Genomic DNA, 26,789 nt, shown 5'->3' with positions numbered 1-26,789 from the left:
AACAAGCCCATCAATCCGCTGCGAAGGCAGCATCTCATCCCAAGGAGACATTCAATGGAAACCAATCTCAAGGGCAAGGTAGCGCTCGTCACGGGCGGTGGCCGCGATGTCGGCGGCGATATCGCGAAAGCACTTGCGACCGAAGGCGCTATCATCGCAGTGAACTACGCCCGGTCAAAAGATGAGGCCGAAGCGGTGGTGAAGTTGATCGAGGATAGCGGCGGTAAGGCGAAGGCGTATCAGGCGGACATCAGCGATAATGCACAGGTCAAGGCGATGGTCGCGGCGATCAAGTCGGACTTCGGAACGATTGATATCCTCGTCAATAATGCCGGTTACGTCAAATATCAGCGTTTCGTCGAGTCGACGCCGGACGAATGGAAAAAGCAGATTGACGTGTGCCTCTATGGCGCGATCAATTGCTGCCATGAGGTGGCGCCGATGATGATCGCCCAGAACTCCGGCAGGATCATCAATCTCGTCGGCGACAGCTCCCGCATCGGCGAAGCCAACCTTGCCCTGGCCGCGGCAGCGCGTGGGGGTACTATATCGCTTGGCAAGTCGCTTGCCCGCGAATTCGGTCGCAACAACATCACCGTCAACACTGTTTCGCTCGGCCTGATCGAGACCTCACATTCCGATCCTGACTTTCTCGAGAAGAACCGCGAGAAGATCATCAAGGCCTATCCATTGCGCCGGATCGGCAAGCCTGACGACGTGGCACCGATGGTGACTTTCCTTGCCTCTGCCGCCTCCTCTTGGGTGACCGGTCAGGTCATCAGTGTGAACGGCGGGTTTGCGATGGTCTAACCGGAGGAAGGGGAGGAACTGAAATGATACATTTCGAGCTCATTGCATCCGTCGGAGAGATTCTTCGGCGGAACGCTCGCCTGTACCCGGAGAAACTGGCATTCGAGGACAAGACGAGATCCGTCTCTTATGCCGAACTTGACCGTGAGACGGAAGGTCTGGCGGCACGACTGATCGCTCTTGGTCTACAGAAGGGTCAGGCGGTCGCAATCTATCTGCCGAACTCCGTCAATTGGGTCGTGGCATGCCTCGCCGCGGTCAGAGCTGGTGGCGTGGCGGTCCCGATCAGTATTGAATCGACGGTAGATGAAACAAGCTACCGCATCACAGATTCCGATTGCGTTGCCGTTATTACCCTACCGGACAAACACGCGGTGACCGAATCCTTGCTGCGGCGCCTGGATCGGACCACCGTCCTCGTCACAGCGAACGAGAATGCTGTCTTCGATCTGGCGGAGGCTGTCGACTTCGAAGACGATCAGGACGTCGACCGCGCCGCCTATATTGTCTACACCTCCGGAACGACAGGCCTGCCGAAGGGCGTGCTCCTCTCGACCCGGTCGATGCTGTGGGTCACGAGTGCATGCTGGGCTCCGATCGCGGGGATGAACAGGAACGATGTCGTCCTCAACACGCTACCGCTCTACCATTCCTATGCCCTGAATATCGCGGTGCTGTCGATCATTGCGACCGGTGCCAGTGAATATATCATGGAGAAATTTTCCACTAGTCAGGCAACCGAATTGTTGCGTTCAGGCCGCTTCACCTTCATGCCCGGCGTTCCGACAGTCTTTCATTATTTCCTGTCGACCTGCCAGGCGAGCGGTGAGAAGCTCCTTGACTCGGTTAGGCTTTGCGTGTCGGCCGGCGCGATCATGCCGGGACCCCTTAATCACGATTTCGAAGAGTTTTTCGGCGTGCCCCTGCTTGACGGCTATGGGATCACCGAAACATCAACAATGGTGACCATGAACTGGCCCGGCCGCTGGCGGGTCTCCGGGTCGTGCGGTTTGCCGCTTCCAGGGCTCACGGTACGAGTTGTAGATCCCAAAACTGGGCTCGATGTACCGGTCGGCATAGAGGGCGAGTTGATCTGTAAAGGTCCCAATCTGATGCAAGGTTATCACAACAAGCCGTTGGAAACGCAGAAGACTGTGGTGAACGGCTGGTATCATACGGGTGATCTTGCCAGGAGCGATGAGAACGGCTTTCTGACGATCACCGGTCGGCTCAAAGAACTCATCATCCGTGGCGGCCAGAATATTGCTCCCGCAGAGGTCGAGGAAACAATCCTCCTTCACGATGCGATCATGGATTGCGCGGTGATCGGAATGCCGCACACTATGCTCGGCGAGGTTCCCGTCGCATGCGTGGTACTGAGGTCCGCGGAACTTTTCGACCTGGAGACGTTGCTGCACCACTGCAAGGAGCGCCTGTCCGCCTACAAGGTCCCTGACAGAGTCTATGTCGTCAACGAAATTCCCCGCACCGGCTCCGGCAAGATCCTGAGGGTCAAACTCAGGGAAGTCCTGCCCGGCGCATGATGCAGCACCATAGGAGATGCCCATGAACCCGTTTGTTTTCAGCACGACCAGCCAGATCGTTTTTCGACCCGGCGCTTCGGCGGAAATCGGTGGTCTCGTCAAGCCGAAGCTGGGGAACAGGATCCTGTTCGTAACCGACCCGGGATTGCGTAAGCTCGGTCTTTGTGATCCGGCGCTGACGTCGCTTTCTGAGGCCGGCATCGAAACGACCGTCTTTGATAGCGTCGAGGCGGATCCGTCGATTGAGACAGTGCTTTCAGCCACCCAGGCTGTGAAATCTGCCGGCGTGACGGGCGTCATCGGCTTTGGGGGCGGCTCGTCACTCGACGTTGCCAAGGTCGCCGCGCTGCTTAGCGGATCCGGCGAAGACATCGATGGCGCTTGGGGCGTCGGCAATGCCAAAGGGCCGCGGCTGCCGCTTGTTCTCGTGCCGACGACCGCAGGGACAGGCTCGGAGGTCACCCCGGTGTCGATCTTAACCGTCCAGGGTGACGAAAAGCGGGGCGTGTCTTCACCGATTATCCTTCCTGACATTGCCATTCTTGATGCCGATCTGACCCTCGGTCTGCCCGCGCACATCACGGCAGCGACAGGGATCGATGCCATGGTGCATGCCATCGAGGCCTATGCGTCCAAGAACGCCAACAACAATCCGCTGTCGAAGATGCTTGCCCGTCAGGCGCTTCAACTGCTTGGTGCAAACATCGAGAAGGCGGTTTTTGACGGGAAGGACCGTGACGCCCGAGGCGCTATGCTGCTTGGCTCGATGCTGGCCGGTCAGGCATTCGCCAACTCGCCCGTGGCTGCTGTCCATGCGCTAGCCTACCCGATCGGTGGCACTTTCCATATCCCGCATGGGCTCTCCAACGCGCTTGTGCTGCAACACGTCCTGCGCTTCAACGCACTCGAGGCTGCATCTCTCTATGCGGAAATCGCAACGGACGCCTTTCCGGATCTTGCGTCGGAACAAAGCACCCAAAGCCGCTGCGCCGCTTTCATCGAGCGGCTAGCCGCTCTTTCCTCGAAGCTGGGATTGCAGCCTCGATTGCGCGATGTCGGTATCGGTGAGGAACATCTAGCTGGTATGGCGCGCGACGCGATGAAGCAGACGCGGCTTCTGGTCAACAATCCACGCGACCTCAGTGAAGCGGACGCGCTTTCGATCTACCAGGCGGCGTGGTGATGGCTGAACGCGCAGCGCCCGCAAACAGGTCTTCCTACAAGGTCTTTCGCACTACCGCCACGCGTTGGTCGGACAATGACAGCTACGGTCACATGAACAATGTCGTTCACTACAGTATGTTCGACACGGCCGTGAACAGCTTCCTGATCGAAAACGGCGCCTTGAACATCAAAGAGGACGCACAAGTCTTTCTCGTGGTCGAAACCGGCTGCCGGTATCATGCCGAGATGACGTTTCCAGATATGGTCACGGCCGGAATTCGCGTTTCGCGACTAGGTAGGTCATCGGTTCGCTACGAGATCGGATTGTTTCGAAACGACGAAGACACAGCGTCCGCGGAAGGCTTCTTCGTCCACGTCAATGTGGACCGCATCTCGCGCAGGCCGACCCCGTTCGGCGACGTGGTCCGGCTTCTGCTGGAACCGCTCGTTGTCTGAGCAAGAACAAATTTCACGAAAGGACCATTAAATTGGTAGCTCTCGAACTCAAGCATCCGTCCATTCAACGTGGCGAATGCTTTATTGCGGGCGAATGGCTGGACGCCGATCAGGGCCAGGCGATTGACGTCGGCAATGGCATTAGCAAAGGCATGATCTCGACCGAGGTCGCATCGTTCGGTGGCGTGAAGGAAAGCGGCAATGATCACGAGGGATCGAAGTACGGCATGGATGACTATCTCGAGATCAAATACATGTGCATGGGGATTTCGTGATGGTCAAGCTTGTCCTCATCGGCCCACCTGGAGCAGGGAAAGGAACGCAAGCTGAGCGTCTCGTGCGGGATTACGGGCTCATGCATATCTCCACCGGCGACCTGCTGCGCGAGGCAATCAATGCAGAGACGCCTCTCGGCCGCGAGGCCAAGGCAGCCGTCGATGGAGGGACACTCGTCCCGGATGAGGTCGTAATTGGCCTCGTTGAAGAACGGTTGTCCGATAAAAAACCGGCCCAGGGCTTTATCCTGGACGGTTTTCCGAGAACGGTCGCGCAAGCTGAGGCGCTGGAGCGACTGCTTCACAGCTTAGACAAGTCGCTCGATCACGTCATCATCTTCGATATTGCGATCGATTCTCTCGACGAGCGGATTGCCAAAAGAGCCGAACAGACGCGGGCCGTCGGCGCTCAAGAACGCTCTGACGACAATGCCGAGGTGTTGAAGAAAAGACTCGAAGAGTTTTCCCGAGCCACGGCGGCATTGTCGCCGTTCTACGAACATCGCCGGTTGCTTCGTCGTGTTGACGCTTCGGCCGGCATTGACGACGTCGCCGCCCAAATTGGCAGTTTGCTGGGGCGGGTGATCAAAGTCAGGTGCTGAACTTCGGACCTATGTCAAAGGGAGATCACGAATGACCCGGCATGATTTCGGTGAGAACGATGCGGTGTTGCCGACGGTTGAGCTCGTGACAGACGAACCGGGCAGGATCCTACGGTATGCGCACGAGTCTTTCCTCGCCGGAGTTCCCGTTGCCTTGGTCACGTTGGTTGAGGTTCGCGGTGGCGCGGCGCGTGCGGTTGGTTCACAGATGGCAGTGCGAGGAGACGGCCGCTACTGCGGCTTTGTCTCCGGTGGCTGCACTGAAACGGCCGTGGCAGCGGAAGCTATCGAGGCCCTGCGCAAGGGGCGTGATCGTTTTCTGCGGCTTGGAGAAGGTTCCCCATTCTTCGATATCGTGCTTCCGTGCGGGGGAGGGATCAACCTATCGATTCACATCCTCAAAAATGCAGATCCGGTGGGCCAGGTTTTGTCACGTCTGGCTTCCAGACGCCCCGCTAGTCTTCGGTATACGCCTGGATCGGAATCAATAGAGTTCGGTGGAGAGGGCAGTCGGGGGCAAATCGGCTGGTTCGACGGAACTTTCATTACGCAATACCAGCCGATTACCCGCGTCCTTCTTTGCGGCCGATCGGTCGAACTGGCGACCACCGCCGCTGTGGTGAGTGCGGCCGGGTATGAGGTCGAGCAGATCGACCCGACCGTTGACAGCAGTGTGTTCGCTTCGAAGATTGACAAGTTTTCCGCCGTCGCGTTGTTGTTCCATGACCTTGACCGGGAGTTGCCCCTGCTTCAAGGCGCCTTGCATTCCGACTCTTTTTATATCGGCGCTCTGGGAAGCAGGCGTACCCACGAGAAGCGAACGGTCTTGCTCCGCAAGCACGGTTTTGTAGATGCGGATATCGCCAGGATTAAAGCGCCAATCGGCATCTTCGATAAGGCCCGAGATGCTTCGTCGGTGGCGCTTTCTGTGGTCGCCGATATCGCAGCGGCTAGAACTCAGGTTCAACAGGTATCGGCGCAAGGATAAATATTCGAAGCCGTAGTTCCGACTATGCTTGGTTCCGACGTGTGTTGGAAACATCGCGGAATGTTGAAATTGACTTGGGCGGCGTCGTGAATACACGAGATTGATCAGATTACGCTTTTAGCGTTCCGCCTGCGGCGCGTATTGCCTCCGGAGTGTCTACGTCCAGCAATGCAGCTTCGCCGATCTCTACATAAACGATTGGGAGGTTGGACGTTTCTATGATCTGGCGAGCTCCAACATCGCCTTCGAGGTGCGTGATGCTCGCGAACAGTGATTTTGGAAGTATAACGGGATTTCCGGGTTTGCCATCTCCCATTGCACGCACCACCACTTCGCCGTCGGTCGAGCGGAAAGCTGCAAAAAGTCTATCCAGATGGGAGGTGGTCAATCCTGGCATATCGGCAAGTAGGACCAATACGGCATTCGCCCCTCGTGCATCGCAGTATGATATCCCGGTGGTAAGCGACGTCGCCATCCCATGGTCGTATTTCGTATTTTCGATGCACTCGACTCCCAGCCCATCTAGTGCGGCTTCAACTTCAAGCCGACGATGACCGGTTACCACGACCACATTATCGGCCGTCGAACCGAGCGCAACCCAAGCCGAGCGGCGCACGAGAGCAACGCCCTCGAATTCTGCCAGTAATTTGGATGCTCTTACCGAGCTCGTTCGGCTCGAACGTCCTGCCGCAAGCAGAATAACGAAAATTCGGAACGCAAAAGGACTTCCTTTGGGTGGTTGAACACTGCCTGTGTCGGGCATTTTATCCTCCCAGATGTTTTGTGCCTCGGCCGTGGGCTTTGTTGCGTTGCCGGAAATCTGTCGAGGCAACTTTAGGGTGATTTCCTCGCCAAATCCAGAAGACATGGCTGCGCGTCGTCGGCAGCAAGGCTAGCATTTCGGTTTCTATCGCGAAGTGACGCCAGATCGCGGATTCAAGGTAATCTCGCTGCAGGATGGATGTGGCTCTGCAATGTGGTTTTGAAGATACAGTGACTACCGACAGATGACATCAGCCAGCGTTGCGTAAACGAGTGTTGGCATTTGTTGAAGAGTGAGCGACGGGTTTGACAAGCACTAAGCGGACTCCGGCTGATCCTCACCTGCCGTTCAACGGACAGACGCTCGACCATTTCGTCGAGCGTCACGTCCTTCATTCCAACATGAAACGCGAGCTGAACGGTAGGCTGGCCGCTCCGATGGCTTTTGGAGCAACCCCGGTCTTACCTGGCAAAGCTTGGATGAAGGGGAGTTTACTCTCGACTTCGGAACACAGTCGCGCGGTTACGGATAAAGGGACAAATGATGCAAGAACGATCGTTTGGACCTCGATGAATTGGGAAAGCGCTGTGATTGAACCAACAAGTTTATTCACGCATTCATCGAACCATTCGGTGCCGATTTGCCCGAGATTTGTCCAATCAGCACTTGAGTTCCAGACTAGTTCGGCCGCTTCCTTCGAGACGAGTGACCTCTCGAGGGCAGACACTCCAACGTCGTGACTGACCGGTGAATTGCCATTATAAATCTGGTGATTAAGAATGAGGCGACTGTGTAGACGTGCGCCGAGGTAAAAATAGAGAAAGTCCTGCAGAGTCCGGGCCGGGCCGAAAAGGCTCTCCCCTGCGGCGGCGGCGGCGATGTCATTTTGCACGAACACTGGAAGCCCGAGGTCTATTTCGAGGCGTTTATGTAGTTCTTCATTGCTTGCCATTCGGCCCTCGTTGGGTGCCGGAATTCCCACGCCGATACCGGCGATTCTGGTGCGCTCGTGCCTGGATAGACTGGCGACTGCGGCAGCCACCTCCCGTGTCACCCCGTCCACGTCATCAAATTCACCGGGTGTTCGATGCGGAACAGATCTGGCAAATTTCACATTCCCAACGAAATCTACCAGAACGATATGAGCATTGCGGTGTCCGACGCTCACGCCAACAGAGAAGGCGCCCTCTGGATTGAGCATCAGCGGCGTGGTCGGCGGGCCGACCCGACCTCGTTGCGCTTGGCCACGCACGACAAGGCCTTCCTGCTCAAGGGAACGAACAATCACTGAGATCGTCTGAGCCGACAAACCAGTCTTCTCACCGATCTCAAGTCGGGTGGTGGCGTCGTTCTGCAGGAGTAGCGAAAGAACCAGTCGCTCATTGTAGCTACGCACGCTGATTGCGTTGAGACCGCTCGCTCGGTCAGCAATGCGCAACGGATTCGGAGGGGCAAACCGCATGTCTGGCAAATGATGGTCCTTTAGAGCTTCTTGTCGGAACGAGGTTCTGGCCAGCCGATGGCCAGAACCTCCTGGGCGAGGGTCTCTCCCAGAATGCGATGCGCTTTGGCGTCGATGTGAAACCCGTCTTCGGACGCGCAGGTGCATACCGTCCCGGCATCGAAGAAGTGGGCTTCAAGTGAGTCAGCCATGATCTCGAACTCGAGGGCCAATTTGTGAGATTTCGCCTGCGCGCCCGAGAAGATCGCTTCCCACTCCTTAATGTCGTCTAGCATGGGAGGAGGAGCTACTATCAGGATCTCCGGATCATGCCCCCGAGGGCCAGGAGACAGTTCGCGTATGTCATGCACAAGGCATCCGATGGCCATCGCCACTTCGGAAGGGGGCATGTTGAACCGGGCCTTTAGATCGTTAGTCCCGAGCATTAAAATGACAAGGTCAATAGGGGCATGGCTCTGCAGACAAGGAAGAAGATAAGTTCTGCCGTTCTTGTGAGCGCCTTCGATCGGGTCGCTGTGGACTGTTGTACGGCCGCAGAGACCTTCCTCTATTACGTGCCAACCATCGCCGAGATGCGCCTTCATGACTCCGGGCCAGCGCTCCAGAACCTTATACCGGTCCATCGGAGAGCCACCTGGAACCTGTCCGTACGTATTCGAGTCTCCAAAACATAGAATGGTGCGCATCGTCCGGCTCCTCCTAATCCGCTGGATCTCTTCTGCACGTTGGCGTTCCAATTATCAATATCAGATGAGATTATTCATTCAACATGAATAACTATTGACAACTGTCGATTCAGGATGTTTCTTTCGCTCCACGGAGGAATTATTCAGAGTGCATGAACAATTATCACGGACCGGCGACGCCATTCCGTGAGAGGTGACGTGTGCTCCGAATTTCGACAGATCATTGGTTATGGAGGAGCTTATGAGCATGCTGAAGAAACTTGCAATATCGCTGTTGGTCGCGACAACGCTTGGAGCCATGCCGCTTCATGCCCAAGAGGTGAATCTGCTTGAAGGCGTCACGACGCCAACAGAGAACAATCCCAGCGTTGAGGCGAATAAGTTTAAGAAGGATGCGCCTTGGGTTATCGGGATGAGCAGCTTCGGTGTGAACGCCAATACCTGGACCGTGCAGGTCGCGCACGAAGCTGATGCCGCTGCTGCCAGAGACAAGCGCATTAGCAAGTTCATTCTGCTTGACGCGGGATTCGACCAGAAGAAACAGGTTGCCGACATTGAAGACCTTATAGCGCAGAAGGTCGATGCGATCATTGTTCAACCTGTAACCTCCACTTCTGCCAATGCGAGTATTGAGAAAGCCGTTAAGGCAGGAATTCCAGTCGTTCTGCACACCGGTCGTATCGATAGCGATGCATACACCACCGAGATCCAGGGCGGAGCCGAGCACTTCGGCAAGGTCATGGGTGACTTCCTCGTGAAGGAACTGAATGGTAAAGGCAATATCTGGGTGCTCCGCGGTCTCGCTGGTCACCCGGAAGATACCAACCGGTATAACGGTTTGCTTCAGTCCCTCAAGGGCACCGACGTGAAGATTGCTGCGGAGGAGAACGGGGACTGGCAGTATGACAAGGCGAAAAAAGTCTGCGAGACCCTGTATCTCAGCGATCCCAACGTAGACGGTATCTGGTCGTCCGGCGCCGACATGACGCGCGCATGCGTCGACGTCTTCAAGCAATTTGGCGCGCCAATCCCGCCGATCACGGGCGAAGGGAACAACGGTTTCTTTGGCCAGTGGATCAAGGACGGCTTCAGATCGATCTCGTCAGTTTATAGTCCAGCACAGGGCGCTGCAGGTATCCGCGCTGCCGTTGCTTTGCTTGAAGGCAAGGAACTGAAGAAGCATTACGCTTACAATCCGGACGGCTGGGACATTGACACCGTAGAGAAATATTACCGCGATGACCTCTCGGCAAACGTCTGGTGGCCATCCGAACTTTCCGAAGAGCAACTCAAGGAATTTTACGGAAAGAAGTGACACTTATCGCCGGGGTATGGCCCGGCGACCTCACACTCGGATTGAGAATATGCAAAACCTCATTGAAATGTCTCGAATATCGAAGGCTTTCGGCGGTAACCAAGCTCTTCGGGAAGTGTCACTCACCCTCGCGCCAGGGAGCGTCCACGCACTCATGGGCGAGAATGGTGCTGGAAAGAGCACGCTCATGAAGATTCTCGCAGGCGTCTATCAGCCGGATAGCGGTGATATCTTCAAAAACGGTCACCGTATCGCTTTCTCGAACCCGCGCGCCGCGCTGGACTTTGGCATCTCTACCGTTTTTCAGGAACTGTCTCTGCTTCCGAACATGTCGATTGCTGAGAACATGTTTTTGGGGCGGGAGCCAAGGACAAGGTTTGGCGGCATCGATCATAATCGAATGCGCGAGGAGACGCGCAAAGCCCTTCACCGCCTTAGTCTCGATCTTGACCCTAAAATGCTCGTTTCCGAGCTTTCGATTGCTCAACGGCAGTTTGTTGAGATTGCTCACGGTATCGACGCCGATGCGGATATCTTCATTCTCGACGAGCCGACTGCAGCGCTCAACGCGGCCGACGTGGAGGTTTTGAACAAGCACATCCGTGAGCTCTGCAGTCTGGGCAAGGCTATTGTCTACATCTCGCATCGCATGGACGAGATTTTCAACGTATGTGATACCGTCACTGTGCTCAAAGACGGCCGTCTCGTGGGTACACGCCCGCTTTCCGAGATGACGCCCACGTCGCTCATTGCAATGATGGTAGGTAGGGAACTGAGCGATCTCTTTCCACAAAGGGCGAAGATCGTGGGCGCCGCCGCCATCGAATTGATCAATTTCAAGATTGCCGCGAGATCGCGGCCGTTTTCGCTAACCGTTCGCAAGGGCGAGATTGTAGCTCTCGCGGGTCTTGAGGGGCAAGGACAACAGAAAGTTCTTCGGTCGTTGATCGGCGAATATCAGCCGTTCAGCGGAAACGCTGTAATATGCGGCCAGAACGTTCGCCTGCCAATGCGTGCCAAGCAAGGCATCCGTGCGATGCAGAGGATCGGAGTTGGCTTCGTTCCAGAGGATCGGAAGGACGAGGGTCTCTTTCTCGGCCTTCCAATTGAACACAATTTGACGATGACGCTGCACGCCGGCCGCAATGCTTACTCCCTGGCGCGTTCTTATAAGGATGTCATCGCGACGACAATACGCACGATGAATATCAAGGTGGCTGATCCGGGTGCTGTTACGGGCGCTCTATCGGGTGGAAATCAGCAGAAGGTCCTTCTGGGGCGTTACCTGGCGGCCAAGATGAACGTCTTGTTGATAGAGGAGCCGACACGCGGCGTCGACATCGGGGCAAAGGCAGAGATCTATGGATTGTTGCGGGAGTTCGCCGAACTTGGAGGTGCTGTGCTTGTCCTGTCCCGCGAGACCCTCGAACTGATCGGCCTCTGTGATCGCATATGTGTCATTCACGGCAACACAGTAGTGGCAGAAATGGCAGCAACGGATGCCACTGAGCACAATATTCTCGACGCAGCCCTGAGCGCGTGAGCAGAAGGTAGATTGGAATGAGCCTTTCAGGCAACTCAACCTTGTTCAGATATCTGGGCAATCGCGGCCATCGGCAGGGACTTTGGCTTTTCCCGGCAATTCTTGCTATCGCCATCGCTTGCTGGCTGATATTCACAACAAGCCAGTTCGCAACGACCGCGAACGCGTCGAACCTTATCGCGCAGGCAATGCCGCTGCTTATAACAGCAGTTGGACAAACCTTCGTTATCCTTATCGGCGGACTCGACCTTTCAGTTGGTTCCGTGATTAGTTTCACTACTGCAGTTCTTGCGCTTGGGGCACCGGTATGGATTTCCATACCGGGAGTGCTGATGCTCGCTGCGCTCATCGGGTTGATTAACGGCCTTTGTGTAACCCGTTTCAACGTTCACCCGATCATCGCGACACTGTCCATGCAATATATCGTTCTTGGAATGACGCGTGTCCTGCGTCCAGTATCCGGCGGCGTCATCCCCGATTTCGTTCGTTGGTTGGTAGAAGGATCAATAATTGGCATTCCAATGCCAATTATTTGGGGTTTCGTTACGCTCCTCGTCGCATGGAAACTCCTTTACAGCACGAGATTTGGGATCCACCTCTTTGCGATAGGCGGCGGCGTAGCCGCAGGCATGAATGATGCGGCCAGGAATTTCGGCATTCCCGCGCGGCGCAACATTGTGCTTGCCTACGTGGCAAGCTCGGCCTTTGCCTGCGCCGCAGGTATCTTTCTCGCGGGGCGTATCGTGTCTGGCGATCCTAACGTGGGTCTCCTATTCGAACTCGATGCAATCACTGCCGTGGCAATCGGTGGCACACAATTGTCCGGCGGTGTGGGCAGCCTGCATGGCACCGTCGTTGGCGTAACGGTACTCGCAATGCTTTCGAATGGCATGAATCTTCTCAACGTCACACCTTTTATTCAGACCGCAGTCAAGGGATGCCTGCTGATGTTCGTCGTTTCCCTCCTGTCCCGCAAGAGGATTGGACTCTGATGTCGGCTCTCGTCAAAAAATCGATGCTGCGGACGATTTCGAAGGTCCCGCCCGCTTACTTTCTATTCGTTATTTTGATCGCAATCCTCTGGGTCGCGAGACCACAGATGCTGAACTTCAACGTCATGGGCGTGTTCGTCCGGCAGGTCGTACCGCTAGGTATCCTCGTCCTCGGGCAACTCCTGGTGATGCGCGTCAAGTCTATTGACCTGTCCGGCGGCGGTGTGATCCTGCTGATCAATTACTGCATATCGTCGGACATGTTTCCAGGCGCGTCGCTGACCTTCTTCTTGTTTCTCGCACTTAGCCTGGGACTGATCATCGGGCTGTTCAACGGGTTCATGATTGCTATCCGGCGTGTCTCGGCTGTCATTGTCACACTGGCATTGAGCATCGTCCTCGTCGGACTGGTTCAGTTTTTGTCGAGCGGTAGGCCCCCTGGTGACGTACCGCCCGCTTTTGACGAACTCTTCAACACAAAGGTTCTATCCATTCCTACACCAGTAATCTTCTGGATAGTGATAACGGCAGTGCTTTCCGTAACGCTCGCTCGGACCGTCTTCGGGAAATTTATTTCGTCTGTAGGTGAGAGCGTTGAAGCGGCGCACTTTTCAGGGATTCCCGTAGAGCGGACGGTCATCGCCGCTCACGCTATCGCGGGAATGATCACGGGGATCGCTGCCCTAGTTCAAACCGCTTCAATAGCAGTCGGAAGCGTACGGGTTGGCTTGGACCTGCCGATCCTCTCCGTAGCCGCGACCATCCTTGGCGGCGTCGTCTTTGGTCGGGGTGAGGGCGGCGTGTGGGGTCCATTCTTTGGCGTGCTATGCTTCGCTTTCCTGTTCGTGGTCATGACCATGTTTGGCGTCGGCGAGCCAGGCAAACTAGTCGCGCAAGGCCTCATCATTCTGCTGGCTGCGGTCTTCTACGGCCTTAAGTCGAGCGGCAGTAAATCGCAATAGGAGGTAGATATGGAAGAAAAACGATCGATTCTGTGCTTTGGAGATTCCCTGACATGGGGTTGGATCCCGGTGCAGGAGGCTTCACCGACGCTGCGGTACCCATTTGAGCAGCGGTGGACAGGCGCGATGGCTAGAGAGCTCGGGGGGGAGTATCACATCATCGAGGAAGGGCTCAGCGCCCGGACAACGTCGGTTGACGATCCTAACGATCCAAGGCTGAACGGCAGCACTTATCTGCCATCGGCTCTTGCAAGTCACTTTCCGCTCGACCTCGTGATCATCCTGCTGGGTACGAATGACACGAAGTCTTACTTTCGTCGCACCGCCTACGAAATTGCGAATGGGATGGGCAAGCTAGCCGGGCAAGTACTGACATCAGCCGGAGGCGTAGGAACGACATATCCTGCTCCGAAGCTTCTTATAGTTGCGCCTCCTCCGCTCGCCCCTATGCAAGATCCGTGGTTTGAGGGGATGTTTGCTGGCGGCTACGAAAAGTCTGTGGAGCTTTCCAAGCAATATCGTGCGCTCGCATCTTTCCTGAAGGTCGACTTTCTAGACGCTGGAGAATTTGTGTCGACTGACGGTGTGGATGGTATCCATTTCACTGCTGATACCAACGTTAAGCTTGGAAGCGCGATCGCCAAAAAGGTCGTGGAGATCTTTAACCGGAAACCCCAACCGTCTGCAGCCTAAAGGCTGGGACTGTCTGGAGCCAGTGAACCTTCTCGCGCTGGCTTATCTTAGTGCTCAGGACATTTCATGCCGCGATACATTATAGCAATCGACCAAGGGACTACCTCGTCGAGAGCAATCCTATTCGACGAAAACAGACGTGCAGTCGGATCAGCACACAGGGAGATCCGGCAACACTTTCCGCGGCCGGGCGAGGTTGAACACGACGCTGAGGAAATCCTTTCATCGGTCATTGAGACAACGAGGGAGGTTATTGGTAAAGTCGCTGGTTCACCCTTCGACGTCGCCGCTATTGGCATTACAAATCAACGTGAGACCTGCGTCGTCTGGGAGAAGGCGTCTGGAAAGCCTATTCACCATGCTATCGTTTGGCAGGATCGCAGGACCGCATCGGAGTGCGAACGATTAATCCGTGAGGGTCACGGTGCGTCGGTAGAGGCCAGAACTGGACTTTTGCTCGATCCTTATTTCTCGGCGACGAAGATCGCATGGGTACTTGATAATGTGCCTGGCGCGAGAGCTGCGGCGGAGCGCGGCGAGATTCTTTTCGGTACGATCGACAGCTGGCTTATATGGAAACTGACTGGTGGTAGTGTGCATGCAACCGATGCAACGAACGCATCCAGAACCTCACTTTATAACATCGCAGAGAACTGTTGGGATGAAGACCTACTCAAGCTCTTTCGAGTTCCTCGCGCGGTTCTCCCTGAGGTGCGGGACTCAGCCGGTTTCTTCGGCAATACAATTCCTGCAGCCTTCGGATCGTCGATTGCAATTGCAGGCGTCGCCGGAGATCAGCAAGCTGCTACAATTGGACAGGCATGCCTGCGACCTGGGATGATCAAGGCAACCTTTGGAACCGGCTGCTTCGTCGTTCTCAATACTGGCGAAACAATTGTGCGTTCGAGTAACCGCATGCTGTCGACGATCGCTTACCGGATTGCTGGCAGAACCACCTACGCGCTCGAGGGTTCTATCTTCGTGGCGGGCGCGGCAGTGCAGTGGTTGAGAGACTCTTTGAAAATGATTGGTAAAGCGCACGAGGCCGGAGAACTCGCCGCGATTGCCAATGACGACGAAGAGGTTTACTTGGTGCCCGCGTTCGTGGGTCTGGGTGCCCCGTATTGGAACCCGGACGCTCGTGGGGCGATTTTCGGCCTCACACGCGCCAGTGGAGTAGCGGAGATCGCGCGAGCTACGCTGGAGTCGGTATGCTTCCAAAGCCGTGACCTACTTACCGCTATGGCAAACGATTTCCACGGGCTTTCGGAACTTCCCAAGCTTCGGGTCGATGGTGGGATGTCTTCTAGCGATTGGGCCATGCAAGCCTTGGCAAACTGCCTCGGTAAGCCTGTTGAACGGCCTTCAATGAAAGAGACAACTGCCTTTGGTGCAGCTCTTCTCGCGGGGTCAGGCTCCGGTATATGGCCGAATCTCGAGGCCAGCGCGGCCCCCTGGCAGCCAGATACTGTTTTCGGGCCGGCGTTACAGGGTGACCGACACGAGCAGAGATATCGGCGATGGAAATCTGCCGTCGAAAGCACGCTCTCTTTCGCTGCCAGCAGCGGAGTTCAGCATTAATACCGTCCAAGCTGTACCATCCCATTTACTGCTAGATCGCTACTCATGTGTGCAACGAACTACGATGCCTTCAGTCCTTCAATCGCAACCTCATGGAAAATGGATGCTCCTCTCTTTAGGATGTCATCGTTAAAATCACACTTCGATGTGTGGAGATTGCTTGACAATGTGCCGTAGTAACGGCAGCTGGAATTAGTCTCTCAAATCGGCAGCGTTGCTCGTCCTGCTTGAAGGTTCCATAATTTATGTTATCGGATTTTCGCTAAACTATTGATTTAATTATCTAATATATGCAATACCTACACCCCATCCCTGATCTTAAATTGTGAGCAGCAGTCAATTACGGGTGAACGATGTTATCAATGCACTTGTCAGCCCGCAGCGTCAGAACGTCATCGACGATTTGGACATACCCATGTTTGTGTCCGAGAGTAGCATACCCTGTCTGCCTACCGGAACGCTTGCTATTGTTATCGCGACAATTGGAGACGATGGAAGCCCGTCGGGCGTCTTGCTGCATTGTTTTGACTGAGGTGCTTGGTTTTGGTGGTCCGGGCAGGCTGTTAAAATCCAGCGGCAGTTTTGACCTGCCCATTATGGCACAGGGCTGATATTTCGGCAAATTCTGTCGGTGTTTTTCCATTGTGAGCCATGTGAGGCCGACTATCATTATAGTCGCGCCTCCAGGCCTCAGCGAGCTGTCGGGCCTCCATGACAGAGTTGAACCAGTTCACATTCAAAAACTCATCACGCAATGTTCCATTGAAGGATTCAACATGGGCATTGTCAGTTGGTGTTCCAGGCCGCGAGAAGTCCAGTCTGACCTTGTGCGTGTAGGCCCATAGATCAACGATCTGCCCGGTAAATTCGGCGCCGTTATCACAAAACACCGCCCGTGGTGCCCCACGCAGATAGATAAGACGGTTCAGCACTGCTGCCACATGTTCACCTCGAAGTCTGGGCCCGACTTCGATCGCCAGTGCTTCTCTGGTGTACACATCGATCACCGTGAGCAGACGCAGTTTCGAACCACTTGCCAATTGATCATGGACAAAATCCATACTCCACGCTTCGTTGGGCCGGGTTGGCTGATAGCGTGCCTGCCGATGCATTGCCATCTTGCCGCGACGGGGCCTTTTGGTCCGTAAACACAGCCCTTCTTCGCGATACAGCCGATAAACGACATTTTTGCCAACCTGCCAGCCTTCGCGTTTTAGCAGGATATGGACACGCCGATAACCAAATCGAAGACGTGTCAGGACAATCTCATGTATGCGCTGACGCAGTGCCGTGCGTGGATCCAGTCTGAGAACCTTGCGTTGTGTGGAACGATGCCGCTGCGTCAAACGACAGGCCCGGCGCTGGCTGTAACCGTGGACGCCGGTCACATAGTCTACAACCTGTTTCATGAGCGCCGGTCGGGAAATTTTTTTGAAAGAACGTCCTGTAAAACAGCCTTGTCGAGGCTGAGTTCAGCCACCAGTTTCTTCAGCCGGGCGTTCTCCTCCACGACCTGCCTCAACTCCCGAACCTGATCGGACTCAAGGCCGGCATATTGCTTCTTCCATCGATAATAGGTCATCTCGGATATGCCGAGCTGACGGAGCAGATCTGCGACAGGCAATCCAAGCTCTACCTGCTTCAACGCCGCCACGATCTGCTCCGTCGAATACCGTCTCTTCTTCATGGCAAATTCTCCTTCTCAAATCGGGAAAATCCGCCGGAAAATAACATTAAATCCGGACCATTTTAACAGGGGCACGTCATAGAGGCGTTATGCTCGCCAAGGATGTCTGCTCTGGCCTCTTGCCTGTTTGTCGGAAATGCGCGCCCATGCCGGTCATTATCGGAGCATTCTCACGCTTTCCAAAGCGGTCGTTCCGCTTATCCTGCTTTCGACGGCCGCGATGGGGTGGAAGCCAGACAGGTTTCGGGCGGCGGCAGAGGAAAACTGCCTATCGGGAAGCTGATTTAGTTGCTCGATACAGCCCTGTCTCCGTGTGGCATGGGGATTAATCGGCGCGATAACTTCGCGACTGCAGTCTGCTAACAATATGATGCGATACGGAGTTGTCGGGTCGCCGCTTAGTTATGTTGCAAGATCAAAGACTCTCGCTGGATGCATTGGCCACCGCCAAAGGGCGGCGGCCATGCTTTTTGGCTTTGTCAGAATTTCACGCTGAGATTTGCCTTGAAACCGTTCTGTGTCGTGCCATTTCCGAACTGACCCTGATAGGCAAGGCCAAGGGTTGCACTAGAAGTAATGTCCATATCGAGACCCGCTTCAATAAGCGCAGCATCCTTAGAAATGGGAACACCTGCAATAGTGAACGCATCGCCACCGGCAAAGGCGTGAATGCTCTCCGGCGTGGTGCCGCCAAAAGCATGTCGCCAGCCCAGCGTGCCATTTGCATGAGCCAGCATCCCGCCAAGCTCAAAAGTCGATGACAGATGCACCCCTAGCGTCGCGAAGGTCGTATCCGCGATTTCGCCTTCAACATGGAACGCCGCCGCCCCGCCATGTTCCGTGAAGCTATCCGTATGAAGGCGGACATAGGCCAGATTAGCGAAAGGTTCGAACGAAACATGGGGCCCATCGATCCTGTAGCCTGCCTCGCCAAAGACTTGGAGGGTTCCGGCGGTATAATCGCCATCCAGGCTGTCGACAAAGCCCGGAATAGCTACCGAGCGGCTTGTCTCGATATCATGCCACGTATAGGCAATACCGCCAGTAAGGCGCAGCGCATCCCACTTGCCGCTGCCATAAAGGCCTAGATGATAATTATCACTGTTACCGGATGAAGCGCGGTCGTGGATATCGAAAGTTGTCCGACTATATCCGGCAAGAAGACCGAGACGGACATTCTGCGCGATCTCACCGTCGATGCCAGTGAGAAATCCGCCGGTTGCGGTATCCATAGAAGCCGCATTGCCGTCGTCGTCGAAGGAACCCCATGATCCGAAGGCATAACCCCAGCCGACCAGGCCAATGCTGTCGGCAGACGTTGCCTGCACACCATCCGGCCCATAGCCGACGACCGGCATACCGGCACCCGTCGCATCACCAAAGGCGGAACGAACGCGGGTATTGACCGCATCGCGGACAAAATGGCTGTCATCGATCAGGGCCGACTTAATGCTGGCATGGATCTCACCGGACAGAGAATCAAAGTCCGCCCGCGCCGTCGCTTCATCCGAAGTGCCTGCAATGACATTATAGAGCAGGCTGTCTTCGCCGAGGCTTTCCAGTCCGGCGGCAGTGGCTTTTTGGTTCGGGGTCTGTCCGACGGTCGGGAAGGATACATCGTTACGTACAACGTCGAGAACGATGTTGTTGGCATCATAGGTGAGAGCCAGATCGACGAAGGGAGCATTCTGATCGAGTATGGCATAGGTACCGCTCACGCCACCATCAGCGGACAGAATAGTGTATTGAGTTCCCGGCCTATAACCACCGGGTGCCTTTGCCGCAAAGACCGTGCCACCAGAGATGGTGGCGGTGCCGGTTACGGCGATCCGGTCCGATGATCCACCGGGCGTGATCTCGGCCAGATACGTGGAACCTGCGACCTGCACATAATTGCCGTTGACGGTGAGTGTGCCGATGGAATTGCCCGGTGCAATCGTCGCCCCCGAACCGATGGTCAAGACGGAGCCTGCCCCTGAACCGATGGTGCCATGACCACCGAGTGTGCCGCCAGAGCCGACATTGACAGAGCCGCCGAGCACGGCATCGGCATGAGCAGCATCCGAACCGACGATAAGGCTACCGGCAACGAACTCCGTCATTCCCGCAAAGTTCGAGCCGTTCCCGTCATAGGCAAGGATACCCGCTCCAGCCTTGGTAAAATGACCATCGCCGGACAAAGCACCCGTGAATGCATAATCGTCGCTGCGATTGAAGGCGAAAGTACCCGCCGAAGCGATCTTTATGTCGCCCGTAATGCTGCCGCTCGCGCCGCCATCGCCGATCTGCAAAGTACCGGTGGTAACAGTCGTGCCGCCCGTGTAGCTGTTATCGCCCGTCAGAGTCAGCATGCCCGTGCCGGTCTTGACGAGACTAGCGCCGGTACCGCCTTCATCTCCTCCGTCCTTAATAGCACCGCTGACTGTCGTGGAAAGACCATTGCCCCCAACAGTCAGTTCATTGCTGCCCAGCGCAAAGATACCATCGCCAGACAGGGAGCCAGCGCTGACCTTGTGATCGCCAGCGGGGCCTGAAGTGGCGGAAAAGTCGAAGGCACTATTAGCGTCTTCGTTGATCAGGCTGGCATTGCCAGCCGTGCTGTTATCATAAAACCGCGTCTTGCCACTCCGGTTGGCAATCGTCGCATTGCCTGCCGTGCTGTCGTCGTAGAAATACAGACGGCTATTCGTTCCGGTAACGTCGAACGACAGCGAGCTGGCATCGGCCGAATCTGTGAAGACTATACTCGCGGAACTTCCGCTGTTTGCCGCGATCACCACAGGTCCGCTGCCCAATGCACCTGTCGTCGCCGTCGAAATTGTACCCTCGCTAACCGTCGTTCCTCCCGTATAGCCGTTGACGCCGGACAGGTTCAAAATACCCGCGCCAAGCTTGATCAGTCCTCCCGGACCGGTCAGGGACTGACTGACCGTGAAAGTATTGTCGGCCGCAGCAATGTCGAAGCCACCACCCACATTGCCCCACATGATCTGGCGGGCGGTCGAATGATAGTTATTGCCGGTGACCTGCAGCACGCCGCCTTCAAAATCCAGCGCTCCGGAGGCAGCACCCAGATTGGCGTCAGAAGACACCGAAAGCTCCCCGCCGCTGAGGATCGTGCCACCCGTGTAAAGATTAGCGCCGGTTAGCACCAGCCTGCCACCGTCGGTCTTGTTGAAAGCGCTGTTCCCGTTCAGAACATTGTCGATGATCGCGGTAGCGCCGTTATCGACACGCAGCACCGGCGTGCCGCCGTTCTGTCCGACCAGATCGATCGCGTCGCCGGTAAGATGGTAACCGTCACTCGCGAACTGCATACCAGTGACGCCAACGGTGCCAAAACTGTCATCTACCGTGACTGTTCCCGCCACACCGGCGAAGATCGCAAATCCCGGCTGCGGCGACATTGGACCGACATACTGCCCGGTCGTATCGGACCAACTACGGGAAAATAGAGACCAGACGCCACTGCCGCCGCCCATCTGGCCAGGGCCAGCCAAACCATTGGCATTCCATAGGTTGAGCGTCAGACCTTGCGTGTCGATTAGATTGATCTGCTTGTCGACGGTCAGTATCTGCAGTGACGTGCCGGGTGGAGGTGTAAAACCGCCCCCGGCGATGTCCAGTGCCCCCCCCCAAGTGAACAGATTATAAAGACCAGGCCCCATGCTGCCGAGATTATTGACGTTGAGCGTGGAACGGCCAATCGACAGGTTGCCTGTCACAACAACATGGTCGCTCTGGCCCGGCGTAGCGAAGTTCAAACCGGGCGCGCCGAACTCGAAATCCAGCGCCGTGCCTTGGGCCATCGTAAGATTGCCATCGACTGTCAGCGTCCCCATCGAGGCCCCCGGCGCCAGCGTTCCGCCGGCCAGTACCGTGGTATTGCCGACTGAACCATGCCCGCCAAGAGTTGCGCCATCGGCAACAGTGATGTTGCCCGCCAGCTTGGCGCCGCTTCCCGCGGTGCTGCCGACCACGAGTTCGCCAGCCTCAACGCGCGTCTGACCCTGAAAGGCCGAACCATCGCCGTCGAACACCAGGCTGCCGCTTCCGCGCTGCACGAGAGCGCCATCGCCGCCCAGAGCGCCGGCAAAGCTCACTGCATCGCTGCGGTCGAATGCCAACGTACCATGATCGACGACGTCAGCCTGAAGCGTGCCGACTGCTCCGCCGTTACCCACCGTCAGCGTCGTGCCGCCGGGCAGGTTCGCGACCGCATCCGCCGTTATCGATCCCGTAATGGATGCGCTCGCCACGTTAAGATTAAGCGTATCCACATGGACGATGCCCGCGAATGTCAGCGCCGTGCTGTTCGCGATACTCAAAGCGCGCGCGGACACGTCCTCGACCGTATCGATCGCGTTACCGGCTTGGTTAAGGAGAACGTCGTTGCTTCCTGCATCGACGCTTATGGTATTGGCAGTGATCCCCCCCGCCGTCTGGCTGACATTTCCGGTGGCGTGCAGCGTGAGGCCATTGGTCGCCATGACCGCGCCGTCAACGATGAGCGCGCCTGTCCCGTCCAGATCGATGGATTGCGCGGACAAGTTGCCGGACGCGAATATACCCTTGAGTGTGATCGTGCCGAGCGTCGAGAGGCCGCTCGTGGGCAAGGTTAGTACGCCGCCGCTTGTCAGCGTAATGTCACCGCCAGGGGCGGCCGACAGCGAAGAGACATTCAGGTCGCCCGATGTGGCAACGGTGACATTGGCGGCCTGGATATGCAGAGCGCCGCCAAAGGTGTTGCCCACATTGGTGAGCGTGAGATCGCCATTGGTCTGGAAGATGCTGGCGCCGGAGATCGAGAAGGCACCGGACTGTGTGATGCCGGTTGACACATCGAGATCGAGCAACCCGGCACTTACGCCACCGATTGAAAGCGTGTTCGAGTTCACAGTCACCGAGCTCAACGCCTGAACTCCACCGAGCGTATTACCAAAGTAGACATTGCCCGTCGACGCATCCACTTCGAGCGCATGGGTGCCATTGATCGATTGGTCGAATGTGATGGAACCGCCGATGCTCGAGAATGTCGTGTCGGCGCCGACCTGTACGGGGCCAGCATAACGTTGCAGACCACTGGTGCGGATGGCGCCTCCGGAGGTAACCACGCCGCCCGAATTGCCGAAATCCAGCGAGCCCGTGAGGTCAACGCCATGCAGCGTCAACATCTCGGCACCGGAACTCGAGACATCTCCTGTACCCGCGATGCTCGACCCCATGTCGAGCGACGCAGAAGTCAGATCAATGATGAGTAGCGCGCCGCTGCCATCCAGCTTTGCGCCGTCGATGGTGGTTGTGCCAGATGGCGCGATCGTCGCGGATGCGCCGGCACCTACCTCGACGACGCCAATTACCGTCGATCCGGATTGCAAGTTAAGCGTGTTGTTCGTCCCGTTGAACAGCACCGAAGATGCCCGGCCGTTTGTGTCCGTGCCGCCGGAAAGCGTGCCGTAGTTGGTGATGTTGGCTGTGCCCTGCGTGATGATGCCGACGCCCGCTGCGCCGCCGCCAGTGCCGTTACCACCTCGGATCGTGCCATGGTTGTCTACGTTAAGACCGATACCCATGGCCCGGATGCCGGCGCCTGAATCACCGTCTTCGCCCTCAACGAAGCCGCCATAACCACCCGCGCCACCTGTGCCGCCGACAACAATGCCACCGGCGTCGATGCTAACTGCGGCATTCCCGCCAAGCACCAGCACACCGTCACCGCCACCGCCACCGCCACCTCCCCAGGTGGTGTTCCCACCAAGAAATTCACCGCCATTGCCGCCTGCGCCGCCTGTGATGGGTGACCCGCCGGTTACCGTCAGATGCTGGTTGCCACCTCCCCCCAGGATCAGGCCTGCGCCACCTCCACCGCCACCGCTTCCTCCACTGCCATCTTCTGGCGCACCGCCTTTGCCGCCCGCACCGCCCGTGTAACTGTTGCCGTCGGTAGTGGAAAAATTGAGGGCTGAGGTAAGTGCGCCTGCTCCGCCACCGCCGCCGCCGCCGGGGATATGGCCGTGCGGCGAGCCATCTGCACCCGCTCCTCCGGTCACAGCAGTGCCGATCAGCGTGCCCAGATCACCGCCGGCACCGCCGGCACCGCCGATGCTGCCGTCTATATCAAAACCAGTGGCGCCATCGCCGCCTTTGCCGTCGATTGCCGGCAGACCATCGACAGGTATGCGCCCTTGCGAAATGTCCTGCGCCCCTCCGCCCTGCCCGTTGCCTTCGCCGCCAGCCGATGCACGATCAGGACCTCCGGCACCGCCCTTCGCGCCGCAGGCGGTGCCTGGCACGGGGGAACAAACCACCTGGGCCGTAGCAGGCGAGGCGATGCCGACGAATAGTCCGATTGCCACCAAAGAGCGACGCAGTGGACTTAAATGCGAGGCGAAGAATACGTTGCCCGCCGTTCTCCCATCGGCCGAAAGGGAATATGTCGCAGCAACTCCCGTCGGATGACCCAGCATTGGATCGAACGATGTTTTCTCGACGGTCGATATGTCTCCGGCACTTATCGCGGTCGTTTGCCGCAACAGCATCGCTCTATGTCGACCAATTGGATGATGAATAGTAGACACCAGTAACAGCCCCCTCTGCCGTCGAAGCCGCCACCTCGAACCGGCGTTCCGTTTCATCGACAGTTTGTCCGGCAAGGATCGCCTACTCAAGCTGTCGTGACGTTGCGGAAGAAAGTAAATGCGTCTACCAACGATTGCAAGTTACCGGAGAACCAAATTGGCCAGGCGACGCCGGTGAAATCTTTGTTCGTCTGCCAACATTGACGCTCCGGAAGGAAGACATCTCTAGAGACTTCCAGATAACCAGAAACCGGGTCGCGACGATCCTTGTTACCCAAGGTTTTTGGGATAGAGGCAGCGAATTTGAATCAATCTGCGCGCGGCTTGCTCACTCAAGAGCAATCATGATTGTAAAGATTAGGCGGCCCAGCACTCTAAAAATGCTGAGGGATGGGGTGCAGCCTGACGACTGGGAGCGAGGAATTCTTCGGGTACGCGGAGAAGATGGAAGCGTCATAGTATTTGCGGGTGACGCTTTCACCGTTCCTCGCTACACACCTGCTTATGCCGGCTATCGCCGACGTCGCGTGTATACATCCAGACATCGAGATGGCGATCTGACCTGCTGAGAGGCCGACGCCGCAATCCGCATTGTCGCCAGCCGCAATCCGCTCAATCTTTACGGACTGAAGGGACCGAAACTGTTCAACGACGTCTATATTTCTCGCGATCAGCTAGACCCGGAAACGTCCGTCCTCTGAAAGAGGAACGGCAGGTTTCAAGCAAAGACGTAGCCCCATAAACTGCAACAATTGATGTCGATAGCAGTCATGGAGAGTTCCGCGCTCTATGGCAGCTATATCTTGGCTGACTTCCAAGACCGGATGGTCCGCAGTCGGCCTCATTCTCGTCGTTAGAATTCGATGACTTTCACTGGCAATCAAGGCAGCCGACGACTTTTGTGCTCTAATATCCCGTTGCTGCGCCAGCGACGGCTCGACTGTCGATTGCGCCATAATAGCGATTATCGCCGCCTTTTTCGATGGCCGCCATATCCTTACCACCGACAAGAATGCCAGCTGCCTCACCCCAGACCGGCCAGTCAGCGTCTTCTCCAACCGTATAGCCCATACCCGTCAGTAGCCGGATTGTATCCGGCGAAAGCGCGTTCGCTTCCATATAGACCCGGTCGGGCAGCCACTGGTGGTGGATGCGCGGGGCGTCAATCGCCTCCTGAATGTCCATACCGTGATCGATGACATTCATGATTGCCTCGAGCGTGATCGTGATAATGCGCGAACCGCCGGGACTGCCGATAACCATGAACGGCTTGCCATCCTTCGATACGATGGTTGGGCTCATCGAGGACAGCGGCGACTTGCGCGGTTCGATCGCATTGGCTTCGCCTTGTATGAGGCCATAAAGATTGGCCACGCCCGGCTTGATGGTGAAGTCGTCCATCTCGTTGTTGAGAAGAATGCCGGTGCCCTCGGCCACCTTGGCCGTGCCGAACGATCCATTCAGCGTATAGGTCACGGCGACAGCATTGCCGTCCTTGTCCACGATGGAATAGTGCGTGGTTTCGTTGGACTCCTTGAACTCGGCTGGTTTCAGCGCTTCGCTGACACCGGCGCGATAAGGGTCGATACGACTGCGGATTTCTGCGGCATAGGCCTTGCTGGTGAGCTTCTCGATTGGATTATCGACGAAATCAGGGTCGCCCAACGCCGTGTTGCGATCCACATAGGCATGCCGCATCGCTTCCACCATCAAACGCGTGGTTTCCGCCGAGCCATAGCCGAGATAAGAAATCGGATAGCCCTCCAGCACATTCAGGATTTCGCAGATGATCAGCCCGCCCGAAGAGGGCGGTGGCGATGAGACGATGTGGTAGCCGCGATAGCTGCACTTGACCGGTTCCAGCTCTCGAACCTTGTATTGCTCGAAATCGGCCTTGGCGAGAATGCCGCCATTTTCCTTGCTCGACTTGACGATCAGATCGGCGATATCGCCCTGATAGAAGGCTGCTGGACCTTTTTCCGAAATGGCCGAAAGCGACTTTGCCAAATCCGGCTGGACAAGCTTTTCACCCAGGGGAAGCGGTTTTCCGTCTTTCAAGAAGATTCTCGCCGCTGCCGGGTCTTTCGCCAGTCTTTCATTACCGTCGGCAAAGGAGAGAATATCGCCCAGTTCAAGTGTGAAGCCGTTTTTGGCGAGTTTCAGTGCCGGGTCGATCAACTCCTCGCGCTTGCGGGTGCCATATTTTTCGCGTGCTTCCTCGAGGCCAGCTACCGTACCTGGTACACCGATGGCCAGATAGGTTTCAGTGCTGGCGCCATCGACCGGCTTGCCATCCTTGTCCAGATACATGGTCTTGGTGGCGGCGAGCGGCGCGCGCTCTCGAAAATCGAGAAAGGTGCTCTTGCCGTCCTTGAAGCGGATCGTCATGAAGCCACCCCCGCCGAGATTACCGGCCGTTGGATAGACAACCGCCAGCGCGTAGCCGACTGCAACCGCCGCATCGACGGCGTTGCCGCCGTTCTTCAGCACATCGATACCGACCTGCGAGGCAAGATGCTGGGCTGTAACCACCATGCCATTCTGGCCTTCTGCCGGCGCTGGTGATGCCGCGTAAGCCGGAGGCAGATGGCACGCAACGGCAATGACAGCGGCAAGGGAAAGCGATTTCAGTGTGTTATGCTGCATGTCTTTCCTCCCAAGAGTTCTCCCGGATGGGATTCCGGTAAT

At 56.6% G+C, this 26,789-nt stretch carries 18 protein-coding genes and 1 pseudogene; 13 read left to right on the top strand and 6 right to left on the bottom strand.

The genetic code is table 11. The features are described 5' to 3' along the window. Positions 1 to 54: 54 nt before the first annotated feature. The 7 genes and pseudogenes from FHW03_RS23415 to FHW03_RS23385 all read left to right on the top strand — a co-directional run bounded on the left by FHW03_RS23415 (position 55) and on the right by FHW03_RS23385 (position 5,839). The gene (locus FHW03_RS23415; RefSeq protein ID WP_182522839.1) at positions 55 to 810 is read left to right on the top strand and encodes a 3-oxoacyl-ACP reductase family protein; all 756 of its coding nucleotides are present in this window, start codon (positions 55 to 57) and stop codon (positions 808 to 810) included. A 23-nt stretch (positions 811 to 833) separates the two neighbouring features. Beyond that, a complete protein-coding gene (locus FHW03_RS23410) occupies positions 834 to 2,354 on the top strand; it encodes a class I adenylate-forming enzyme family protein (RefSeq protein ID WP_182522838.1) in 1,521 nt (506 codons plus the stop codon). Positions 2,355 to 2,376: 22 nt separating this feature from the next. Beyond that, entirely contained in the window at positions 2,377 to 3,537 is a 1,161-nt protein-coding gene (locus tag FHW03_RS23405) for an iron-containing alcohol dehydrogenase (RefSeq protein ID WP_182522837.1), read from the top strand. Continuing rightward, complete coding sequence (locus tag FHW03_RS23400; protein WP_182522836.1) at positions 3,537 to 3,974, top strand: thioesterase family protein; 438 nt, start codon at positions 3,537 to 3,539, stop codon at positions 3,972 to 3,974. Before FHW03_RS23405 ends, FHW03_RS23400 begins: the two co-directional genes overlap by 1 nt. Before the next feature lie 131 nt (positions 3,975 to 4,105). Further along, positions 4,106 to 4,249: pseudogene (locus FHW03_RS23395) on the top strand (aldehyde dehydrogenase family protein); the annotation flags it as partial. After that, the gene (locus FHW03_RS23390; protein WP_182522835.1) at positions 4,249 to 4,851 is read left to right on the top strand and encodes an adenylate kinase; all 603 of its coding nucleotides are present in this window, start codon (positions 4,249 to 4,251) and stop codon (positions 4,849 to 4,851) included. The pseudogene FHW03_RS23395 and the gene FHW03_RS23390, both read left to right, overlap by 1 nt. A 31-nt stretch (positions 4,852 to 4,882) precedes the next feature. Further along, the gene (locus tag FHW03_RS23385; protein WP_182522834.1) at positions 4,883 to 5,839 is read left to right on the top strand and encodes an XdhC family protein; all 957 of its coding nucleotides are present in this window, start codon (positions 4,883 to 4,885) and stop codon (positions 5,837 to 5,839) included. Between the two features lie 109 nt (positions 5,840 to 5,948). Here the strand turns inward: FHW03_RS23385 and FHW03_RS23380 are convergent, their stop codons facing one another. The 3 genes from FHW03_RS23380 to FHW03_RS23370 all read right to left on the bottom strand — a co-directional run bounded on the left by FHW03_RS23380 (position 5,949) and on the right by FHW03_RS23370 (position 8,750). Further along, positions 5,949 to 6,707, bottom strand: coding sequence for an NTP transferase domain-containing protein (locus FHW03_RS23380; protein ID WP_377515565.1), 759 nt, complete (start codon positions 6,705 to 6,707; stop codon positions 5,949 to 5,951). 286 nt (positions 6,708 to 6,993) lie between these two features. Then, positions 6,994 to 8,064 (bottom strand): ROK family transcriptional regulator, encoded by a 1,071-nt coding sequence (locus FHW03_RS23375; protein ID WP_182522878.1) that lies wholly within the window; start codon positions 8,062 to 8,064, stop codon positions 6,994 to 6,996. A 20-nt stretch (positions 8,065 to 8,084) separates the two neighbouring features. After that, complete coding sequence (locus tag FHW03_RS23370) at positions 8,085 to 8,750, bottom strand: SGNH/GDSL hydrolase family protein (RefSeq protein ID WP_182522833.1); 666 nt, start codon at positions 8,748 to 8,750, stop codon at positions 8,085 to 8,087. 247 nt (positions 8,751 to 8,997) lie between these two features. On the opposite strand from FHW03_RS23370, the gene FHW03_RS23365 reads away from it, so the two are divergent. The 6 genes from FHW03_RS23365 to glpK all read left to right on the top strand — a co-directional run bounded on the left by FHW03_RS23365 (position 8,998) and on the right by glpK (position 15,836). Continuing rightward, complete coding sequence (locus FHW03_RS23365) at positions 8,998 to 10,065, top strand: ABC transporter substrate-binding protein (protein WP_377515588.1); 1,068 nt, start codon at positions 8,998 to 9,000, stop codon at positions 10,063 to 10,065. A gap of 49 nt (positions 10,066 to 10,114) precedes the next feature. After that, positions 10,115 to 11,608 (top strand): sugar ABC transporter ATP-binding protein, encoded by a 1,494-nt coding sequence (locus FHW03_RS23360; RefSeq protein WP_182522831.1) that lies wholly within the window; start codon positions 10,115 to 10,117, stop codon positions 11,606 to 11,608. A 17-nt stretch (positions 11,609 to 11,625) separates the two neighbouring features. Then, complete coding sequence (locus FHW03_RS23355) at positions 11,626 to 12,600, top strand: ABC transporter permease (protein ID WP_182522830.1); 975 nt, start codon at positions 11,626 to 11,628, stop codon at positions 12,598 to 12,600. Beyond that, the gene (locus FHW03_RS23350) at positions 12,600 to 13,562 is read left to right on the top strand and encodes an ABC transporter permease (protein ID WP_182522829.1); all 963 of its coding nucleotides are present in this window, start codon (positions 12,600 to 12,602) and stop codon (positions 13,560 to 13,562) included. The genes FHW03_RS23355 and FHW03_RS23350 overlap by 1 nt, the downstream gene beginning before the upstream one ends. A 9-nt stretch (positions 13,563 to 13,571) precedes the next feature. Further along, the gene (locus FHW03_RS23345; RefSeq protein ID WP_182522828.1) at positions 13,572 to 14,255 is read left to right on the top strand and encodes an SGNH/GDSL hydrolase family protein; all 684 of its coding nucleotides are present in this window, start codon (positions 13,572 to 13,574) and stop codon (positions 14,253 to 14,255) included. Positions 14,256 to 14,321: 66 nt separating this feature from the next. After that, a complete protein-coding gene (gene glpK, locus FHW03_RS23340) occupies positions 14,322 to 15,836 on the top strand; it encodes a glycerol kinase GlpK (RefSeq protein WP_182522827.1) in 1,515 nt (504 codons plus the stop codon). Between the two features lie 563 nt (positions 15,837 to 16,399). Here the strand turns inward: glpK and FHW03_RS23335 are convergent. From FHW03_RS23335 to ggt, 3 genes are all read right to left on the bottom strand, one after another. After that, a protein-coding gene (locus FHW03_RS23335; protein WP_182522826.1) for an IS3 family transposase occupies positions 16,400 to 17,523 on the bottom strand; the annotation gives its coding sequence in 2 pieces (ribosomal slippage) (positions 16,400 to 17,262 and positions 17,262 to 17,523; 1,125 coding nt in all). Positions 17,524 to 18,002: 479 nt separating this feature from the next. Next, positions 18,003 to 23,816 (bottom strand): autotransporter domain-containing protein, encoded by a 5,814-nt coding sequence (locus FHW03_RS23330; protein ID WP_182522825.1) that lies wholly within the window; start codon positions 23,814 to 23,816, stop codon positions 18,003 to 18,005. 1,191 nt (positions 23,817 to 25,007) lie between these two features. Then, positions 25,008 to 26,747 (bottom strand): gamma-glutamyltransferase, encoded by a 1,740-nt coding sequence (ggt, locus tag FHW03_RS23325; protein WP_182522824.1) that lies wholly within the window; start codon positions 26,745 to 26,747, stop codon positions 25,008 to 25,010. Between the last annotated feature and the right edge of the window lie 42 nt (positions 26,748 to 26,789).

The sequence above is a fragment of the Ochrobactrum sp. RH2CCR150 genome (genome assembly GCA_014138095.1).
Taxonomy (GTDB): Bacteria; Pseudomonadota; Alphaproteobacteria; order Rhizobiales; family Rhizobiaceae; genus Brucella; species Brucella gambitense.
This window is presented reverse-complemented; position numbering and strand designations above follow the sequence as displayed.

Excerpts from the sequence above, each read along its gene's own strand:
- FHW03_RS23415 (WP_182522839.1), top strand. The coding sequence starts at position 55 with ATGGAAACCAATCTCAAGGGCAAGGTAGCGCTCGTCACGGGCGGTGGC.
- FHW03_RS23410 (WP_182522838.1), top strand. The coding sequence starts at position 834 with ATGATACATTTCGAGCTCATTGCATCCGTCGGAGAGATTCTTCGGCGG.
- FHW03_RS23405 (WP_182522837.1), top strand. The coding sequence starts at position 2,377 with ATGAACCCGTTTGTTTTCAGCACGACCAGCCAGATCGTTTTTCGACCC.
- FHW03_RS23400 (WP_182522836.1), top strand. The coding sequence starts at position 3,537 with ATGGCTGAACGCGCAGCGCCCGCAAACAGGTCTTCCTACAAGGTCTTT.
- FHW03_RS23390 (WP_182522835.1), top strand. The coding sequence starts at position 4,249 with ATGGTCAAGCTTGTCCTCATCGGCCCACCTGGAGCAGGGAAAGGAACG.
- FHW03_RS23385 (WP_182522834.1), top strand. The coding sequence starts at position 4,883 with ATGACCCGGCATGATTTCGGTGAGAACGATGCGGTGTTGCCGACGGTT.
- FHW03_RS23380 (WP_377515565.1), bottom strand. The coding sequence starts at position 6,707 with ATGTCTTCTGGATTTGGCGAGGAAATCACCCTAAAGTTGCCTCGACAG.
- FHW03_RS23375 (WP_182522878.1), bottom strand. The coding sequence starts at position 8,064 with ATGCGGTTTGCCCCTCCGAATCCGTTGCGCATTGCTGACCGAGCGAGC.
- FHW03_RS23370 (WP_182522833.1), bottom strand. The coding sequence starts at position 8,750 with ATGCGCACCATTCTATGTTTTGGAGACTCGAATACGTACGGACAGGTT.
- FHW03_RS23365 (WP_377515588.1), top strand. The coding sequence starts at position 8,998 with ATGCTGAAGAAACTTGCAATATCGCTGTTGGTCGCGACAACGCTTGGA.
- FHW03_RS23360 (WP_182522831.1), top strand. The coding sequence starts at position 10,115 with ATGCAAAACCTCATTGAAATGTCTCGAATATCGAAGGCTTTCGGCGGT.
- FHW03_RS23355 (WP_182522830.1), top strand. The coding sequence starts at position 11,626 with ATGAGCCTTTCAGGCAACTCAACCTTGTTCAGATATCTGGGCAATCGC.
- FHW03_RS23350 (WP_182522829.1), top strand. The coding sequence starts at position 12,600 with ATGTCGGCTCTCGTCAAAAAATCGATGCTGCGGACGATTTCGAAGGTC.
- FHW03_RS23345 (WP_182522828.1), top strand. The coding sequence starts at position 13,572 with ATGGAAGAAAAACGATCGATTCTGTGCTTTGGAGATTCCCTGACATGG.
- glpK (WP_182522827.1), top strand. The coding sequence starts at position 14,322 with ATGCCGCGATACATTATAGCAATCGACCAAGGGACTACCTCGTCGAGA.
- ggt (WP_182522824.1), bottom strand. The coding sequence starts at position 26,747 with ATGCAGCATAACACACTGAAATCGCTTTCCCTTGCCGCTGTCATTGCC.